General features: G+C 32.9%; 26 protein-coding genes. 24 read left to right on the top strand and 2 right to left on the bottom strand.

Translation table 11 applies throughout. The features are described from left to right. Window positions 1–133 precede the first annotated feature (133 nt). From DW1_RS05440 to DW1_RS05455, 5 genes are all read left to right on the top strand, one after another. Window positions 134–1,132, top strand: coding sequence for an acyl-CoA dehydratase activase-related protein (locus DW1_RS05440; protein ID WP_074349602.1), 999 nt, complete (start codon window positions 134–136; stop codon window positions 1,130–1,132). After that, a complete protein-coding gene (locus DW1_RS05445; protein ID WP_074349603.1) occupies window positions 1,104–2,213 on the top strand; it encodes an acyl-CoA dehydratase activase-related protein in 1,110 nt (369 codons plus the stop codon). The genes DW1_RS05440 and DW1_RS05445 overlap by 29 nt, the downstream gene beginning before the upstream one ends. Then, window positions 2,185–3,168, top strand: coding sequence for an acyl-CoA dehydratase activase (locus DW1_RS05450; RefSeq protein ID WP_200800476.1), 984 nt, complete (start codon window positions 2,185–2,187; stop codon window positions 3,166–3,168). The genes DW1_RS05445 and DW1_RS05450 overlap by 29 nt, the downstream gene beginning before the upstream one ends. Before the next feature lie 49 nt (window positions 3,169–3,217). Continuing rightward, window positions 3,218–3,448 carry a hypothetical protein gene (locus DW1_RS15270; protein WP_143474366.1) on the top strand — a complete coding sequence of 77 codons (231 nt, stop codon included), beginning with the start codon at window positions 3,218–3,220 and terminating at the stop codon, window positions 3,446–3,448. 159 nt (window positions 3,449–3,607) lie between these two features. Beyond that, window positions 3,608–4,651, top strand: a complete 1,044-nt coding sequence (locus DW1_RS05455; RefSeq protein WP_074349605.1) for an HD-GYP domain-containing protein — start codon at window positions 3,608–3,610, stop codon at window positions 4,649–4,651. Between the two features lie 247 nt (window positions 4,652–4,898). On the opposite strand, the gene DW1_RS05460 is transcribed toward DW1_RS05455, so the two are convergent. Further along, window positions 4,899–6,428: a recombinase family protein gene (locus DW1_RS05460; RefSeq protein ID WP_074349606.1), complete on the bottom strand. Its 1,530-nt coding sequence runs from the start codon at window positions 6,426–6,428 to the stop codon at window positions 4,899–4,901. Window positions 6,429–6,626: 198 nt separating this feature from the next. On the opposite strand from DW1_RS05460, the gene DW1_RS15475 reads away from it, so the two are divergent. Next, a complete protein-coding gene (locus DW1_RS15475) occupies window positions 6,627–6,764 on the top strand; it encodes a hypothetical protein (protein ID WP_159433553.1) in 138 nt (45 codons plus the stop codon). On the opposite strand, the gene DW1_RS05465 is transcribed toward DW1_RS15475, so the two are convergent. Continuing rightward, on the bottom strand, window positions 6,761–7,168 hold the full coding sequence (locus tag DW1_RS05465; RefSeq protein WP_074349607.1) for a helix-turn-helix domain-containing protein: 408 nt from the start codon (window positions 7,166–7,168) through the stop codon (window positions 6,761–6,763). The genes DW1_RS15475 and DW1_RS05465 overlap by 4 nt on opposite strands. A gap of 167 nt (window positions 7,169–7,335) precedes the next feature. Between DW1_RS05465 and DW1_RS05470 the strand changes: the two genes are divergently transcribed. The 18 genes from DW1_RS05470 to DW1_RS16005 all read left to right on the top strand — a co-directional run bounded on the left by DW1_RS05470 (window position 7,336) and on the right by DW1_RS16005 (window position 15,690). Beyond that, window positions 7,336–7,551: a helix-turn-helix domain-containing protein gene (locus DW1_RS05470; RefSeq protein WP_074349608.1), complete on the top strand. Its 216-nt coding sequence runs from the start codon at window positions 7,336–7,338 to the stop codon at window positions 7,549–7,551. Between the two features lie 56 nt (window positions 7,552–7,607). Further along, a complete protein-coding gene (locus tag DW1_RS15480) occupies window positions 7,608–7,775 on the top strand; it encodes a hypothetical protein (protein ID WP_159433554.1) in 168 nt (55 codons plus the stop codon). A 103-nt stretch (window positions 7,776–7,878) separates the two neighbouring features. Beyond that, window positions 7,879–8,010 (top strand): hypothetical protein, encoded by a 132-nt coding sequence (locus DW1_RS15900; protein WP_278335725.1) that lies wholly within the window; start codon window positions 7,879–7,881, stop codon window positions 8,008–8,010. Window positions 8,011–8,113: 103 nt separating this feature from the next. After that, on the top strand, window positions 8,114–8,353 hold the full coding sequence (locus tag DW1_RS05475) for a hypothetical protein (RefSeq protein WP_074349609.1): 240 nt from the start codon (window positions 8,114–8,116) through the stop codon (window positions 8,351–8,353). 13 nt (window positions 8,354–8,366) lie between these two features. Then, the gene (locus DW1_RS05480) at window positions 8,367–8,588 is read left to right on the top strand and encodes a hypothetical protein (RefSeq protein ID WP_074349610.1); all 222 of its coding nucleotides are present in this window, start codon (window positions 8,367–8,369) and stop codon (window positions 8,586–8,588) included. A gap of 31 nt (window positions 8,589–8,619) precedes the next feature. Beyond that, window positions 8,620–8,925 carry a hypothetical protein gene (locus DW1_RS05485; protein ID WP_074349611.1) on the top strand — a complete coding sequence of 102 codons (306 nt, stop codon included), beginning with the start codon at window positions 8,620–8,622 and terminating at the stop codon, window positions 8,923–8,925. Then, a complete protein-coding gene (locus DW1_RS05490) occupies window positions 8,915–9,241 on the top strand; it encodes a hypothetical protein (protein WP_242942440.1) in 327 nt (108 codons plus the stop codon). The genes DW1_RS05485 and DW1_RS05490 overlap by 11 nt, the downstream gene beginning before the upstream one ends. 14 nt (window positions 9,242–9,255) lie before the next feature. Beyond that, window positions 9,256–9,477, top strand: a complete 222-nt coding sequence (locus DW1_RS05495) for a hypothetical protein (protein WP_074349612.1) — start codon at window positions 9,256–9,258, stop codon at window positions 9,475–9,477. Then, a complete protein-coding gene (locus tag DW1_RS05500) occupies window positions 9,474–11,603 on the top strand; it encodes a hypothetical protein (protein WP_074349613.1) in 2,130 nt (709 codons plus the stop codon). The genes DW1_RS05495 and DW1_RS05500 overlap by 4 nt, the downstream gene beginning before the upstream one ends. Then, window positions 11,600–11,806 carry a hypothetical protein gene (locus tag DW1_RS05505; protein WP_074349614.1) on the top strand — a complete coding sequence of 69 codons (207 nt, stop codon included), beginning with the start codon at window positions 11,600–11,602 and terminating at the stop codon, window positions 11,804–11,806. Before DW1_RS05500 ends, DW1_RS05505 begins: the two co-directional genes overlap by 4 nt. Next, the gene (locus tag DW1_RS05510) at window positions 11,806–12,051 is read left to right on the top strand and encodes an AbrB/MazE/SpoVT family DNA-binding domain-containing protein (RefSeq protein ID WP_074349615.1); all 246 of its coding nucleotides are present in this window, start codon (window positions 11,806–11,808) and stop codon (window positions 12,049–12,051) included. The genes DW1_RS05505 and DW1_RS05510 overlap by 1 nt, the downstream gene beginning before the upstream one ends. Continuing rightward, on the top strand, window positions 12,052–12,345 hold the full coding sequence (locus DW1_RS05515) for a hypothetical protein (RefSeq protein ID WP_074349616.1): 294 nt from the start codon (window positions 12,052–12,054) through the stop codon (window positions 12,343–12,345). A 14-nt stretch (window positions 12,346–12,359) separates the two neighbouring features. After that, a complete protein-coding gene (locus DW1_RS05520) occupies window positions 12,360–13,274 on the top strand; it encodes a recombinase RecT (protein ID WP_074349617.1) in 915 nt (304 codons plus the stop codon). Window position 13,275: 1 nt separating this feature from the next. Continuing rightward, window positions 13,276–13,617 (top strand): DUF7694 domain-containing protein, encoded by a 342-nt coding sequence (locus tag DW1_RS05525; protein WP_074349618.1) that lies wholly within the window; start codon window positions 13,276–13,278, stop codon window positions 13,615–13,617. 10 nt (window positions 13,618–13,627) lie between these two features. Beyond that, window positions 13,628–14,377 carry an MBL fold metallo-hydrolase gene (locus DW1_RS05530; RefSeq protein WP_074349619.1) on the top strand — a complete coding sequence of 250 codons (750 nt, stop codon included), beginning with the start codon at window positions 13,628–13,630 and terminating at the stop codon, window positions 14,375–14,377. Window positions 14,378–14,387: 10 nt separating this feature from the next. Beyond that, entirely contained in the window at window positions 14,388–14,555 is a 168-nt protein-coding gene (locus tag DW1_RS15485) for a hypothetical protein (RefSeq protein ID WP_159433555.1), read from the top strand. Window positions 14,556–14,566: 11 nt separating this feature from the next. After that, on the top strand, window positions 14,567–14,902 hold the full coding sequence (locus tag DW1_RS05535) for a hypothetical protein (protein ID WP_074349620.1): 336 nt from the start codon (window positions 14,567–14,569) through the stop codon (window positions 14,900–14,902). Between the two features lie 110 nt (window positions 14,903–15,012). Further along, window positions 15,013–15,690 (top strand): 3D domain-containing protein, encoded by a 678-nt coding sequence (locus tag DW1_RS16005; RefSeq protein ID WP_074349621.1) that lies wholly within the window; start codon window positions 15,013–15,015, stop codon window positions 15,688–15,690. Window positions 15,691–15,694: the final 4 nt, after the last annotated feature.

The following is a 15,694-nucleotide window of genomic DNA, read 5'->3' on the forward strand; positions in this document are numbered from 1 at the left end:
TTTTTTATGACCTAAACCGATTTCCTGAATGCATTTATCAGATATTAAAGAATCATAGAAACCAAGTTTAGACCTAAGGTTATAAAATAAGGATATTATGCCCATAATATATTAGTGAGATTGGAGGGGTTTAATGTCTTTAAAGATTGGTGTTCCACGAAGCCTATTTTATTATGATTATTTTCCTTTATGGAAAGAGTTTTTTAGCGAACTTGGAGCAGAGGTAGTAGTCTCGTCAAAAACAAACAAGTCTATTTTAAATCATGGTGTTTCAAATTGTGTTGATGAAGCTTGTCTTCCTGTAAAAATTTATCATGGGCATGTAATAGAACTTAAAGATAAGGTAGATTATATTTTTATGCCTAAGATTATTAGTGTTTATAAAAAAGAATATGGATGTCCAAAATACTTAGGATTACCTGAAATGGTACAAAATTCTATAAGTAATCTTCCTAATTGTATAGATGTAAATGTGAATTTAATTAAATCTAATACTGGACTAATGGATGCAGTTATAGAAACAGGAAAATATGTCACTTCTGATGTCACTAGAATAAAGAAGGCTTATAAGGTGGCAACAAGACACTATGAAAATTATAAAAGGCTTATTAATAAAGGGATAATACCTATTGAGGCCATAAAGAGTTATAACAATGCTACAAAAGCAAAAAGGCCAATTAGTAATAATGGGCCTATATTTATGTTAGTAGGTCATCCGTATAATCTATATGATGAATATATGAATATGAATATAATTAATAAGCTATGGAGTTATGGTATTAGAGTTATAACCTCAGAAATGGTTGATGCAGTAAAAGTAGATTATTATTCTGCTAAAATACCTAAAAGAATGTTTTGGACTTATGGAAAAAGAATAATAGGTTCATCATTTTGCATGATTAATGAAAAAAAGATGGATGGAATAATTTATGTATCTTCCTTTGGATGTGGGGTTGATTCTATACTAATAGATTTAGTACAGAGAGCAGCTAGAAAAGAGGGTATTCCTTTTACATTGTTAACTATTGATGAGCATACGGGAGAAGCTGGCATAAATACTAGAATAGAAGCATTCATTGACATGATAAATCGGAGGAATAGAAATGAAAATTACATTTCCACACATGGGTAATACGTATATTGCTGTTAAAGGATTATTTGAGGATTTAGGAAACGAAGTGGTTTTAGCACCTAGATGCAGTAAAAGAACTCTTGAGCTAGGAACCAAGTACTCACCGGAGTCAATATGTCTACCTTTAAAAATAAATATTGGAAATTATATTGGAGCTATTGAAAAAGGGGCAGATACAATAGTTATAACAGGTAGCTGTGGTCCTTGTAGATTTGGATTCTATCATATTATGGAGCAATATTTACTAAATGATTTTGGATATGATGTTAAAATAATTGCCTTTGATCCTCCTGATGGAAAACCAATGGTATTGTTTAATAGAATAGCTGAAGCAATGAATACATCAAATCCACTAAGAATATTAAAGAGTGGTAAAAGAGCATTTAAAATATTATGCGAGGCAGATAATTTGACAGACCTTGCTAATAAAAAACGTCCAATAGCTGTAAATGGCCATGAAATAGATATGGTAATTGAGGAGTTTTATCGAGATATAGAACTTACACATGGAGTTGAAGAAATATTACGACTTATAGAAAAAACTAAAACAAGACTTGAAAAAATAGACATAGATCCTAAAAAAAGACCTTTGAAGATAGGTATTATTGGAGAGATATATACTATAATAGAGCCCTTTGTAAACTTAGATGTAGAAAAAAAGCTTGGACATTTAGGTGCAGAAGTAGAAAAATCTCTTACTCCAAGTAACTGGGCAAAGCATCATATCTTTTCTTTTCCATTTGGCTCTGAGGAAGAGAAGAGTAAATGGGAAGCAGCAAAGCCATATTTAAGTACTTTAGTAGGAGGACATGGAAGAGAAACCATAGGTAGTGCAGTGCAATATGCTCAAGCTGGCTATGATGGATTAGTACAAATATTTCCGTTAACTTGTATGCCAGAGATTGTAGCTGAGAGTATTCTACCTACTATTCAAAAAGACTATGACATACCCATATTAACTTTAGTTGTGGATGAGATGACAGGTGAAGCTGGATATTTAACTAGACTAGAAGCTTTCGTCGATCTTTTGAAGAAAAGAAGGGAGGACAAAAATTTTGAAAGAATGTTACTTAGGGGTTGATGTTGGTTCTGTAAGTACAAATATTATTTTAATAGATGAAGAGGAGAATGTTTTATTAAAAAAATATGTACGAACGCAAGGCAAACCTATAGAAATTTTACAGAATGGGTTAGGAGAAATTAGAAGAGAACTAGGTGAACTTCCAATAAAAGGAGTGGGTGCTACTGGTAGTGGAAGGTATCTAGCAAGTATGATATTAGGAGCAGATGTGGTTAAAAACGAGATAACCTCACATGCTGTAGCATCAATAAAATATGTTCCTAATGTCAGAACTATTTTAGAAATAGGAGGTCAGGATTCGAAGATAATTTTATTGCGAGATGGAGTAGTTACTGATTTTGCTATGAATACTGTATGTGCTGCAGGAACAGGTTCTTTCTTAGATAGGCAGGCTACAAGGCTTGGTATTAAGATCCAAGAGTTTGGCATGCTAGCTTTAAGCTCAAAGAATCCAGTTAGAATAGCTGGTAGATGTGCAGTTTTTGCAGAATCAGATATGATACATAAACAGCAGCTAGGACATAATCAAGAGGATATAGTAAGGGGACTTTGTGAAGCATTAGTTAGAAACTACTTGAACAATGTAGGAAAAGGAAAAGAAGTATCAGATTCAGTAGTGTTTCAAGGCGGGGTAGCTGCTAATGTAGGGATAAAGAAAGCCTTTGAAGATGCACTCAATACAAAAATTATTGTTCCAGAAAACTATGATGTAATGGGAGCAATAGGAGTAGCATTATTGGCAAAGGAAGAGGTAAAGAGCAAAGGAAAAACAAACTTTAGAGGCCTAGGCATTTCTGATGTACCATACAAGGTTAAGGGCATTGAGTGTGGAGATTGTTCAAACACATGCGAAGTTATAGAAATAGTAGCTAATAATACTGTAGTAGCTAGATATGGTGACAAATGTGGTAAATGGACTGGACAATTAACAACATCAAATAAAAATTTGGCATAAAAACAGATACGTTATGTATCTGTTTTTATGATCTAACCTGATTTACTGAATGCTTTTTCAGGAAATCGATGGTAGGTCAAACTGGATATGTACCAATTTCTTAATTATTGATTTAATACTGGGAACTTGTGTTGATTCAACACTAGGACTTACGTATGGTGTTAGCGTAACAATAAATAGTACTAAAGAACGAAAATTATCTGAGAAGGCTTTTTATCTAGTAGCAATTTTTATATTGTGGTTGTTTCAGAGGGCTGGTTATTACTGGGCTACAGGATAATAGTAGTAACAATCGTATCTTTATTAACAGCAAGATATATCGACAAACTATTCTCCGCAGATCAAATAGAACCATAGAAAAAGAAGGATTTTGTTGAATATTATAGAATAATAAAACATATACTATATATTTATGGACTAAGGTAAGGGGGGATAATTAATGACGCTCTTAAGTATTGAAGACGTAAAACCTGGAATGATTCTTAATAGAAATATTGAGAATGAAGCAACAGGTGCAATATTATTAGCAAGCGGTACGGTATTAAATAGAAATAATATTACGACCTTACGAAACTTAGGAATTAAATTTTTAGAGATCTATTCAAATAATAATAAGCAAGATGAGTTCGTGATCATCAATAATGATTGTTTTGCAGAAAAATATAAAAAATTTTCAGATAAAACAAAAGGTATTTTTTATAATGCAAGGTTTGGGAAAAAATTAGTTGTTTGTGAAATAGGGGAAGCAGTAAATAAAATGATAGAAGAAATAGTTAAAAGTAATAATATTTTAGCTAGATTGAGACAAATTGAAGAAGAAAGTGATTATACCTATAGGCATTCTCTAGATGTTTGTATGCTTGCTACAATGGTTGGAAAATGGTTAGGCTACTCAGCAGTAGAGCTTAAACAACTTGCGCTAGCAGGTCTATTCCATGATATTGGCAAAGTGAAAATTCCAGACAATATTATAAATAAGCCTGGAAGGTTGACAGAAGATGAATACGACCTAGTAAAAAACCATACTATTTTTGGATACAATCTGCTTAATGAAACTGTTGGTATAAGTAAGAATATTGCTTTTGGTGCACTACAACACCATGAAAGAGAAGATGGTAGTGGTTATCCTTTAGGATTAGATTCAAAGAAAATTCATGAGTTTGCAAAAATAATAGCAGTATGTGATGTTTATAATGCAATGACTACAGAAAGAGTATATAAAGGAAAACAATCACCTTTTTTAGTTGCTGAGCAAATATTTAGGGATAGTTTTTGTACATTGGATCCTAGAATTGCAAATGTGTTTATAAACAATATATCTAAATTTTATGTAGGAAATATCGTAAAACTTAACAGTGGAGAAATAGGAGAGGTGGTATATATTCATAGACAAATGCCAACAAGACCGGTAGTAAAAGTAGAAAGTAGATTTCTTGATTTATTAACTGACAGAGATTATTACGTAGCAGATGTAATTAACTAAGAATAATAGCCTCTATGGAAGCAGCATAAAAGCTCAAATCATATGATTTGAGCTTTTATTTGATACTATTCCTCAGTTTCAATACTCTCTGCTTCAGCAGTTTCTGTTGCGCAGCGACGAGGTTTCTTGCTATCGATTTGCCTAGGGAATAAGCTTGGGAAAGTGCTACAAATTGGGGACTCTTGAGCAGATAATACAGGGAATCCTGTAGATAATACACATAATATAAAAATACAGGCAAGTTAAATCAATATCTAAAATCTACTTTACACTCAATTTTATTAGCTATATTTCGAATGTGTACTTTATCAATTAAGGCCTGGGCAAATTCTTTTTTATCATCTAAAGGTAATTCGTCCCATATAGATATGAGTCTTTTTAATTCAATTATCTTTTTATCATCAACGCTATTATCTTGATTAGCTTTTAGCAACTCTTCATTTAACACACTTAATTCTTCGTCAAGTTTTTCAATTCTTTTATTAATATATTTCATAGATGCACCTTTAGCTTGTGTTAAATTGTCTATTAGATTCTCTATTTCATTCTCTATTCGAGCCATATTAGTTTTTAATTCATTTATTTTTTTGTTTTCCTTTACTGTATCTATTTTTAATTTATTGCTTAGATTTTCTATATATTCAAACATATCATTTGCAACTAGTTGCTCAATCGCATCCACTTTCAAAGATAAACTATCACAAATCTTTTTATTGGCGCGACCAGAACATCTAAAATATAAAGCAGAAGTATTGTTTTTCTTTGATAATGTAGCTTTATTAATATTCATTGAATAGCCACATTGTTTACATTTAACTAATCCAGATAGCCAACTGTATTTACTTTTGCCAGAATTTTTTATCTGTTTATTCTTACTTAATTTGTGCTGACATTTAAGCCAAGTATTACTATCTATAACGCCTTTGTGGGGAGCTAAAACTACATGATATCCTTCTAAATTTTGGAATTTCGTGCTTGTAGAAACATTGTTGCCATATACATATAAACCATTCTCACCAGTGTATTCAGATATATCATTATGTAGAATACAGCCCATATTTTTGTAATAGTTATAAACATCTATATCTGCCTTCACATACACTGGGTTTTTTAATAACCTGCTTATTTTAGCGCTGTCCCAATAATTATCGAATCTAGTTTTTATCTCTCTTTCATTTAAGTCAAAAGCTAATGATTTTAAACTTGCTCTGCTATTAACATATTTATTATATAAATCTACTACATAGCCTAAGGAATTGGTGGGGGATAACATATTAGTTTTTTTACCATCTATTCTTGTAGGAATTAATTCGTATCCAAAAGGTACATTACCACCTAAAAACATACCTTTCTTACCACGTTCATAGTAATTGTCAGTGATTCTTTGCTGAATAGTTTCTCTTTCTAGTTGAGCAAACACCATCACAATTGATAGCATAGCTTTACCTATTGGTGTAGAAGTATCAAATTTTTCAGTAGTACTAATAAATTCAGTATTATATTTTTTGAAGTAATCCATAAGTCTTGCAAAATCTAAAGTAGATCTGCTCATACGGTCCAGCCTATAAACTATAACCTTCTCAATTATCCCTTTTTCAATATCTTTTAGTAATTTCTGAAATTCTGGTCTCTCGATGCTTTTTCCTGAGTAACCTTTATCTTTATATTTTCTAACTTCTACACCTTCAGGTACTTCTTTCATACAAAATTCGAATTGGCTCTCTATAGAAATAGAATCTTTTTTATCTCTGCTTTGCCTAGCGTAAAGGGCATACATATTTAATCCTCCTGTATTTTAGTATATTTCTATTATAATATAAATACAGGAATTTTAAACATGCAAAATAGAATAGGTATCTGTGATTTTTTAAATAAATATGTTGTCACTTTCTTTTAAAAATGCTATTATATAATTATAAGCCGAACTGGTGTTCGATACCGTGATTACATTAATACATATCAGGTGGTGGACATAATGCATGGAGAGAGGAATGAATTAAATCAGTTATTAGAACTAATATGCAAAATAGAAAATGAAACAGCAATAAGACGACTAAAAGCCATAGTTAAAGATTACTTAAAAAAAGAAGAAGAAAAAAAGCAATATCTTTAATCTAAGATATTGCTTTTTATAACTATTATCAATTTTTTCAGCTGTTCTAATTGCTTCTCGTCCATTTCTAATATATCATTTATAATGCTTTTTATGTTAGATTTATTTTGAGGAAGATTGGTGATTTTATTAATTATGGCAATTAACTCATCATCATATGTTACTAATAAATTTCCTAATTGAAAATCATCTTCATCTTTCCAGCCCATAATAACGTTAGGAGATATTCGTAATACTTTTGCAAGTGTAGCAATTCTGCTTCTTTTCATATCTCCAATATCTCCAGATTCCCAACGTGATACGGTGGCTTCACTAACACCCACAGCTTTTGCTATATCTAATTGTGTAAGCCCTAATTCTATGCGTCTATTTTTAATGATATCCTTAATATCATTTGCATCCATTTAACCTCACCTCACACTATAGTCATTATAATATAAATATTAACTATATGCAATAAAAATATAAAAAAATATCAAAAAAACTTACGCAAACGTATTGACATTAAAAATATAAGATGATATCATTAACTTACGAAAAAGCAAGTTGGACAAGCAGGAGGTGATAATATATGTTCGATAGAAATAAATTCAGAGCCAAAATTATTGAAAATGGTCTTACAACCGAGCAAGTAGCAGAAAAGCTAAATATCAACGTTGTAACACTTTATCGAAAAATGAATGGTGTCAGCGATTTCACTAGAAATGAAGTTCAGCAACTAAAAGAAATATTAAATTTAGATGTACATACTGCTTATGCAATTTTTTTTGCCGAGCAACTTACGTAAACGCAAGTAATAGGACATAATACTCCATTCATAAGGTTATATAAGGGGGATGGTAGATGCAAAAAGAGTTAGAGTATAAAGAAGTTATTGGAAAAAATGGAGTTGTGCGTCGAATTCCGATTCTCACTGACGAAGAAAGAGAAGAACGACAACAGAATTTTTTAAGAGTAGCAGATAAACTACTAGAAAAACATAAAAACCTCATTGATAAAAAGAGCTTATAGCTCTTTATAAAAACTCTAAATTACTAAAAAGTCTTTAACCTACAGTTTATGCTTTTGATTTTGAATTTAGAACTAATTATTAAAAAATAAGTGAGGTGGGAAAATGCTGAGCCTATTATTCAACAATGCCCAATGGGCAATGTCAGCTGATGTAGTGGTTGTATTTCTTTTATTTGTAGGGCTATTTGTATGCAAATACAAGGAGTGGAGGGAGTGTGATGAAAATGTGGATTAGGAGGCAAGACAAAAGAAAAAGACCTTCCTAGCGCTAACTAGAAAAGGTCAAGTAAAAAAATAACTCAATTAGATTATACCAGATGCCAGGAGGCGATGCCAGAATGAAAAAACTTGATAATATTTTCAAGAGAAAATCATTCATCCATATGTGTCTAGTAGAAGATAAAAGAACCAATGAAATAGAAATCGCCAAATTGAGAGAAAAGATAAGAAACACTGATAGTAAACATGAGACTTCCTACTGTTTAGGACAAATAAATACGCTTATCTATGAAAACAGAAAAATAAAAACACGAATTTTAATTGATTTAGACGTGATCCAAATAGAAATTCCATTTTAGGGAGGGATAACAATTGGTAACTCATTATAAAAATACAGAAAAATGTTTTGCTAACAATAGCGATTGTTACTGTAGTGCTTTAAAAATAGCAAGTTTTCATGTGGATATATGCAAGGATTGCAGTTTTTTCAAAACTCAAAAGCAAGTTGAAGAAGGTCGTGAAAAAGCTATTAAACGTGTTGAATCACTAGATGCAATAACTAGACAAAGTATCTATGATAAGTATTTCAAGTAAGAGTAAAACAACAAATAGGAGGAGCAAAATCATGGAAATTAACCCGAATAGATTACCTATTATAGCTAAAATAGCCATAGTTTTATTTGAACATGCAAACAATACGATTAAATCTAATCCAAACAAAACTGTAGAGATGCACTTTGTAGCAGATATGTTTAAGAAGTTAGTGAATACAGCTTTTCCGTTAAATGATTCATCACATGAAAACGAACTAAGAGAAGAGTACCAGAATTTTATTAATTGGAGCATAGCAAACAATGTCGCAGACGAATTAATTCCTTCATATAAGGATTTTAAAACAATAATTAAGGAGGAGAAAAGACTTGGCTATTGATTATAAGAAGCTAACAGAAGATTTAATCATGGCTAAACAAGCAGCAGAAGAAGCAGCAAAGGGTGAAGATGGAGGGACTGCAAACCTAGATACCATGACCATAAAACTACCTAGAGCAAATGAGAACAAAGTAATTGAAGCAGTAAAGAAAGCAGGATTATACACCCGTGGCAAAAGTGAATGGATTGGTCCAAGATTCTTCATTTCACCACCTAAGTGTGGACAAGGAAATTCAAGAAATAGAGCAGTTGAAGCAATGGCAAAGGTTATGCGGGAAGCTGGATGGGGTATATTAGTTTATTACCAAATGGATTAAAGGGGGAGAAGTAATTGAGCAAGATTATCGAAAGTAAACCAAATTGTTATAAATGCAAGAACCGAGGGAGTATTGCTGGTAGTGCTCATAGTTGTTGTATAAAGATCAGAGCTAAGGTTAAGGGGCATGAACACGGAATAAAGAGAGGTTGGTTTATGTGGCCATTCAATTTTGATCCATCATGGTTACTCGAATGTGATGGATTTGAAGAAAAGGGGGAGGTAGTTAGCGAATGAATATCAAATTAAATTGGTTACATATAAAGCATTTTAAAGGAATTAAGGATTTCAAGCTAGATGCTAAAGGCAAGAATGTTTCTGTATTTGCAGATAACGGTAAAGGTAAAACTACTTTAATAGACGGTTTTCAATGGTTGCTTTTCGGAAAAGATAGCAACGATAAAACTGATTTCACAGTTAAGCCACAAGATGAACTTGGTCAAGATATACACCATCTACAGACAGAGGTTGAAGCTGAGTTATTAGTAGATGGACAACCATTACGACTTAAAAAAATGCAGGAAGAAGATTGGCAAACACCTAGAGGGCAAGCAAAGCCAAAATTAAAAGGCAACAAATCATATTATTGGTACAACGAGGTCCCAGTTAAGGCAGGGGAGTACAAGGAAAAGATAGACGGATTAATCAATGAAAACATATTCAAGATGATAACGAATCCGTTATTTTTTAACACCAAATTGAAATGGGAAGAGAGAAGAAAGATTCTTTTAGAAATATGCGGAGATGCTACTCAGGAACAAGTAATAGCTTCTGATAAAAGTCTTGCTAAACTAACAGAGATATTAAACGGCAGATCTATTGACGACTACAAGTCAGTACTAGCAGACAAACTCAAAGGACTTAAAAAAGAGCGGGACGATATTCCACCTAGAATAGACGAATTAACCTTATCATTGCCACAGGAAGAACCAGACTATTCAGCAACGGAAAAAGAGCTGCAGTCACATAAAGAAACTCTCCAAGGTATTGAATTACTATTAACCAATGCAACTACTAAGGCAAATGAACATAACAAGAAGTTTCAAGACTTGTATAAGTTAAAAACTCAATTGGAGAAGGTAAAGACTAGAATTGCTTCAAGTGCAGGTGCTAATAAATCAAAACTTATTCAGGAAAAGACAGAACTAATAAACGGACAAATTATCCTTCAAGGCAATATATTAAATTTAAAAAATCAGATTGAAAGTTGCCAGAGGAATATTGACTATGGAGAACAGGAACTTAAAAGGCTAAGAGAAGATTGGAAAACCTTGAATGAAAAGAAGTCAGAAATCATGGCGATGGAGTTTGATTCAATAGAACATGGCGTAAACACACAATGTCCAACATGCGGACAGGCATTACCAGAAGAAGAAATCAAATACAAATTAGCTGAAATGGAAATTAATTTTGATAAAAACAAACAGTCTGAACTTAGTCAAGTAATTGCAAAATTAAACCAAAATAAAGACACCGGAATCTCAACTAAGGCAAAAGTAGAACAAGATAAAAAAGACAAAGAGTTGCTCGAAAGAGAACTTGCAGAAAAAAAGCTAAAGCTAAAAGAAATATCAGCTACAATAGCCGAGCTAGACAAAGAAATATCTAAACCATCACCAGAGCCAGACTACTCAAAAGATGCAGAATACATAGAAATATCAGAAAAAATAATAGCTCTACAAACTGAACTAGAAAAACCAGTGGAAGATAAATCAGGCGAGTTGCTCCAAAGAAAAGCTAATATTCAGGCTAAGATTGATGAATGTAATAAAGTACTAAACAACAAAGATACTGTTGCTAAGAATAAAAAGCGTATCGAAGAACTCAAGGCAGAAGAAAAGAGAGTGTCGGCACTTATAGCTGAATTAGAAGGACATAAATTCCTGCTAGAGAGATTTGTAGTAGCTAAAGTAAATCTACTTGAAGATAAAATAAACAGCCAATTTAAGCATGTTAAGTTTAAGCTATTCGAGGAAAACATCACAAATGACGGCATTAAGGAAACTTGTATAGCCCTAGTCAATACTAATGGAGCTTATGTCAAGTTTGAGGATGGAAACCTAGCAGGACAGATTAATGCAGGATTAGATATCATCAATGCACTATGTAAATTCTATAATGTACAAGTTCCAATTTTCATAGACAATCGTGAGTCGGTAAGCGAAATCATGGCAATCAATAGTCAAATAATTAATCTAATCAAGCCACCAACATGGGATGAGTTAGATAAAACAGTTCAATATAGGTTAGCAGGAGTAGAAAATTGCGAACAGCCTTCAATGCTGGATATGGTTAACATCGAAAAAGCTAAGAAAGCTTGGAATGACAGAAATAATACTTTAAGAGTGGAGGTTCAAGAATGAAAGAATATGCACTCTACAAAGGTGATGAAATGTTGGCAATAGGAACAATACCTGAAATAGCTAAAGAGTTGGGAGTAAAAAGAGACACCATAGCTTATTACAAGACACAGGCTTATCAAAATAGGTTAAAGAGAAGGAATGCAGTTGATGGGAATGTAAGGCTATTAATACCCTTGGAAGATGATGAGGAGGTAGAGGAATAATGAAAGCTACAGGCATCGTAAGAAAAGTTGATAATTTAGGGAGGGTAGTACTTCCCATGGAGTTGAGAAGAACTTTAGACATTAAAGAAAATGACCCATTAGAAATATTTGTTGAGGACGACCAAATAATTCTGAAAAAATATGCTCCAGCTTGTATATTTTGCGGAGAAGCAAAAGATGTTAAGAACTTCAAAGGTAAAAATGTTTGCGGCGAATGTAAGAAAGAGTTAAGGGAGGAATATTAAATGATAACAAAAACTTATATTTGTGATGTATGTAATAAAAGCGTAGGAGAAGGAGATTTATGTACAGTAGAAGTTGTAATCAAGTCTCCACAAAAAGGTAGTAATAGCTACTACAGAAGTGAGATTACAAGAGTAGAAAAGCATATCTGCAAAACTTGCTTAACTGATAAAAATATAAGAGTAGAATTGCCAGAAGGGCAAAAGAAAGAAGATTTTGATAAGAAAAATCAAGTTGCTCTTGAAGATAAAATTATAGAGTTTTTACAAGACTTAGGCGTTATTTTTGAAGAATAAAGGAGGAATGCTAAATGTCAAAAAACCAAGTTGCAATAATAGAAAAAAACATAGTTGATAATGTAACCAACAGAGTAAGGGAATTTCAGAGAAATGGGGAGCTAGTGTTCCCAGAGAACTATATACCAGAAAATGCTTTGAAATCAGCATATTTGATGCTACAAGAAACACAAGACAAAGATAAGAAGCCAGTGCTACAAACCTGTACTAAGCCAAGTATAGCAAACGCTTTATTGTCGATGGTAGTTCAGGGGTTAAATCCAGAGAAGAAGCAATGCTACTTCATACCATATGGAAATAAATTAGTTCTTCATAGGTCCTATTTTGGTGCGATGCATGTAGCTAAGACAGTAGACCCTAATATTCAAGACATATATGGAATGACAGTGTATGAAGGTGATGAATTTGAATACGAAATCAAGCACGGAAAATATGTAGTCACCTTGCATAAACAGAAACTACAAAATATTCATAAAGATAAAATTGTAGCTGCTTATGGGACAATCCTTTACAAAGACGGAAGGGAAATATCAGAAGTATTAACAATAGACCAAATAAAGCAGGCATGGAAACAGTCAGCGATGAAGCCAGTTGATGAAAAAGGCAATATCAAAGCAGGTAGTACTCACGATAAATTTACAGCTGATATGGCAGAAAAAACAGCTATTAATAAGGTTTGTAAGTATGTAATCAACAGTTCAAGTGATACAAGTATAGTTGTACAATTTGCTAAGAAATTAGATAGTGAGATAGCCGAAGCTGAAACTCAAGCAATTATCGAAGAAAATGCAAATCAAGAATTATTAGACTTTGATACTGAAGATGTCATTGAAGCAGATGCAGAAGTAGTAGATGTTGAGCCAATAAAAGAGGATAAGCCTAAGAAAGAGCCTGAACAGATAATTATAGACGAAGGACCGGGATATTAAAATGAGGGATATAGAAGAAATCAAACAAAATAAAAGATTGATACTACAAGAAATAGGCATAGATGGAGGATATGGATATGCATATCTTCCAACTTCAAAAAAACCAGTAGCTATTATATTTAGTTTTGGTGGTGGTTGGGACCACGTATCAGCCAGTTATTCGAGTAGAACTCCTACTTGGGATGAAATGTGCTACATCAAGGATATTTTCTTTAAAGAAGATGAATGCGTGCTGCAGTATCATCCACCTAAAAGTGAATATGTAAATATTCATCCGCATTGTTTGCATTTGTGGAGACCGAAATATGACATTATCCCAAAGCCACCAATGTACATGGTTTAGAGGTGAGATTATGAAACTAAAAGTTCTTGCAAGTGGTTCAAAAGGCAATTGCTACATCCTTAATTCTCCAACAGGGAGCCTGCTAATTGAGGCAGGTATCCCTTGGAAGGAGATGTTAAAAGGTTTGGACTATGACATATCAAATGTATTAGCTTGCTTAGTGTCACATGAACATTTAGATCATTCAAAGTCAGTAGCAGATGTTATGAAGGCTGGTATTGATTGCTACATGAGTAAAGGCACTATAGATGCTTTAAATATACCACATAACCAAAGCTACAGAGCAATACCTGCAAGAGAAGGATTCCAAATAGATTTTGGAGATTTTACAGTGTTATCTTTTAAAACTGAACATGATGCAGCAGACCCAAGAGGATTTTTAATCCAGTATAGACCAACTAAAGAAAAGTTCTTATTTATCACTGATAGTTACTACAGTAAATACAAGTTCAAAGGCTTAAATTACATCTTGATTGAGTGCAACTACATCAAAGAAACCCTAGACCAAAATATAGAGAATGGATATATAGACGACTCAATGAAGCCAAGGTTATTACAGTCACATTTTAGTCTAGAAAATGTCAAAGAGTTTTTAAAAGCTAATGACTTAAGCCAGTGCCAAAATATAATTCTCTTGCATCTTAGCGATAGAAACTCAGATGAAAACCAGATGATAAAAGAAATTGAAGAACTAACAGGGATTAGACCTTATGTGGCAGATAAGGGGTTGGAGTTAATATTAGAAATGTATCCGTATTAGGAGGGATAAAATGAAATTTTTATGGTCGATAGGATTTAGTATTTGGATAGTAGCTGCTGGATTATGGGTTAGAGAGCAAATAAAGATTAGAAAAAATAAATCAAGGTTAACCTCAAACTCTTGGCTATTTCTTGCAATAATGTGGCTTGGACTTATTGTTATGAGAATTGGTAACTAGGAGGGCTCATTTTGGAACATATGAAAGAAGTAACTAGGTACCAATGTCAATTCTGTAAAAAAGACTTCAAGACACCTGATAGACACCAATGCAAATTCAATCCAGAGTTAAAGAATTGCTTTACTTGTAAGAATTTGAAAGGTTGGAATGAAGGCGAAGAATATAGTTTTGGCGAGTGGTATGGTAGAGAACCAAATATTCCAGATTGTGTGGCTATACCACCTGATATGCAAGATTGGAATATCGAATCAATAAAAAATACTAATTACAATATGCAATGCGAAAAATGGAAGCAAGGCAAATACGATTGGAGCCAAGACTATGAAGAAATACGAGGGCTGTTTTAAAAAATAAAACTCCTGGGGCTTCACAGAATTACCCTAGAGCAACAAAGCTTATAGCAGTAATGCAATTTATCGGACAATCACATAAAAAAGCTTAAAAACAATTTAAAGAGGTGAGAGAGATAAAAGATGATTCTTTTGGAGTTTTAATAACTATTTTTATAATTATACTTTTAGCATTAGCATTAGTTTATGCATTAGCTGATGAATATAAGGCAGAAATGAAAGTGTACGAAGCAGAACTACAGAAGCAGTCTGAGACCATAAAATCATTAGAAACTAAAAATGCACAGCTAGAAGAAAAGCTGAATTCAGTTACAAATGATAATGAACTGCTAAACCAGCTATTAAGAGATTTTGTAAAAGAGTTTCAGAAAACAAAAGAGGAGCAACCCTCTAGGGGTAGTCTTGTAAGAAAAAATCTAGGAGAATTTATGGTTACAGCTTATGATTTATCGGTTGAGTCTTGCGGAAAACCTATAGGGCACAAGGAATATGGCATCACAGCTTCAGGATTTAACCTTACAGGTCATACATGGGAAACAGCAAAGACCATAGCAGTTGACCCAAAAGTAATACCACTAGGTAGCAAGGTTAGAGTTACATTTACAGATGAAAAATATTCAAAGTACAACGGTGAGTATATTGCAAGAGACACGGGAGGAGCAGTTAAAGGAAAAATAATAGATTTGTTCCTCGGTGACTTCAGTAGCAACGAAGAATCACAAAAGGTTAGAGATTTTGGAAGAACTAAAGCGATAGTAGAAATTATTAAAAGTGATAAGGAGTGATATG

The organism is Proteiniborus sp. DW1 (assembly GCF_900095305.1).
Taxonomy (GTDB): Bacteria; Bacillota; Clostridia; order Tissierellales; family Proteiniboraceae; genus Proteiniborus.

What these genes read in the sequence shown, in the direction of transcription:
- DW1_RS05440 (WP_074349602.1), top strand. Translation starts at nt 134, where the DNA reads ATGTCTTTAAAGATTGGTGTTCCACGAAGCCTATTTTATTATGATTAT.
- DW1_RS05445 (WP_074349603.1), top strand. Translation starts at nt 1,104, where the DNA reads ATGAAAATTACATTTCCACACATGGGTAATACGTATATTGCTGTTAAA.
- DW1_RS15270 (WP_143474366.1), top strand. Translation starts at nt 3,218, where the DNA reads ATGCTTTTTCAGGAAATCGATGGTAGGTCAAACTGGATATGTACCAAT.
- DW1_RS05455 (WP_074349605.1), top strand. Translation starts at nt 3,608, where the DNA reads ATGACGCTCTTAAGTATTGAAGACGTAAAACCTGGAATGATTCTTAAT.
- DW1_RS05460 (WP_074349606.1), bottom strand. Translation starts at nt 6,428, where the DNA reads ATGTATGCCCTTTACGCTAGGCAAAGCAGAGATAAAAAAGATTCTATT.
- DW1_RS15475 (WP_159433553.1), top strand. Translation starts at nt 6,627, where the DNA reads ATGCATGGAGAGAGGAATGAATTAAATCAGTTATTAGAACTAATATGC.
- DW1_RS05465 (WP_074349607.1), bottom strand. Translation starts at nt 7,168, where the DNA reads ATGGATGCAAATGATATTAAGGATATCATTAAAAATAGACGCATAGAA.
- DW1_RS05470 (WP_074349608.1), top strand. Translation starts at nt 7,336, where the DNA reads ATGTTCGATAGAAATAAATTCAGAGCCAAAATTATTGAAAATGGTCTT.
- DW1_RS15480 (WP_159433554.1), top strand. Translation starts at nt 7,608, where the DNA reads ATGCAAAAAGAGTTAGAGTATAAAGAAGTTATTGGAAAAAATGGAGTT.
- DW1_RS15900 (WP_278335725.1), top strand. Translation starts at nt 7,879, where the DNA reads ATGCTGAGCCTATTATTCAACAATGCCCAATGGGCAATGTCAGCTGAT.
- DW1_RS05475 (WP_074349609.1), top strand. Translation starts at nt 8,114, where the DNA reads ATGAAAAAACTTGATAATATTTTCAAGAGAAAATCATTCATCCATATG.
- DW1_RS05485 (WP_074349611.1), top strand. Translation starts at nt 8,620, where the DNA reads ATGGAAATTAACCCGAATAGATTACCTATTATAGCTAAAATAGCCATA.
- DW1_RS05500 (WP_074349613.1), top strand. Translation starts at nt 9,474, where the DNA reads ATGAATATCAAATTAAATTGGTTACATATAAAGCATTTTAAAGGAATT.
- DW1_RS05505 (WP_074349614.1), top strand. Translation starts at nt 11,600, where the DNA reads ATGAAAGAATATGCACTCTACAAAGGTGATGAAATGTTGGCAATAGGA.
- DW1_RS05510 (WP_074349615.1), top strand. Translation starts at nt 11,806, where the DNA reads ATGAAAGCTACAGGCATCGTAAGAAAAGTTGATAATTTAGGGAGGGTA.
- DW1_RS05515 (WP_074349616.1), top strand. Translation starts at nt 12,052, where the DNA reads ATGATAACAAAAACTTATATTTGTGATGTATGTAATAAAAGCGTAGGA.
- DW1_RS05520 (WP_074349617.1), top strand. Translation starts at nt 12,360, where the DNA reads ATGTCAAAAAACCAAGTTGCAATAATAGAAAAAAACATAGTTGATAAT.
- DW1_RS05525 (WP_074349618.1), top strand. Translation starts at nt 13,276, where the DNA reads ATGAGGGATATAGAAGAAATCAAACAAAATAAAAGATTGATACTACAA.
- DW1_RS05530 (WP_074349619.1), top strand. Translation starts at nt 13,628, where the DNA reads ATGAAACTAAAAGTTCTTGCAAGTGGTTCAAAAGGCAATTGCTACATC.
- DW1_RS15485 (WP_159433555.1), top strand. Translation starts at nt 14,388, where the DNA reads ATGAAATTTTTATGGTCGATAGGATTTAGTATTTGGATAGTAGCTGCT.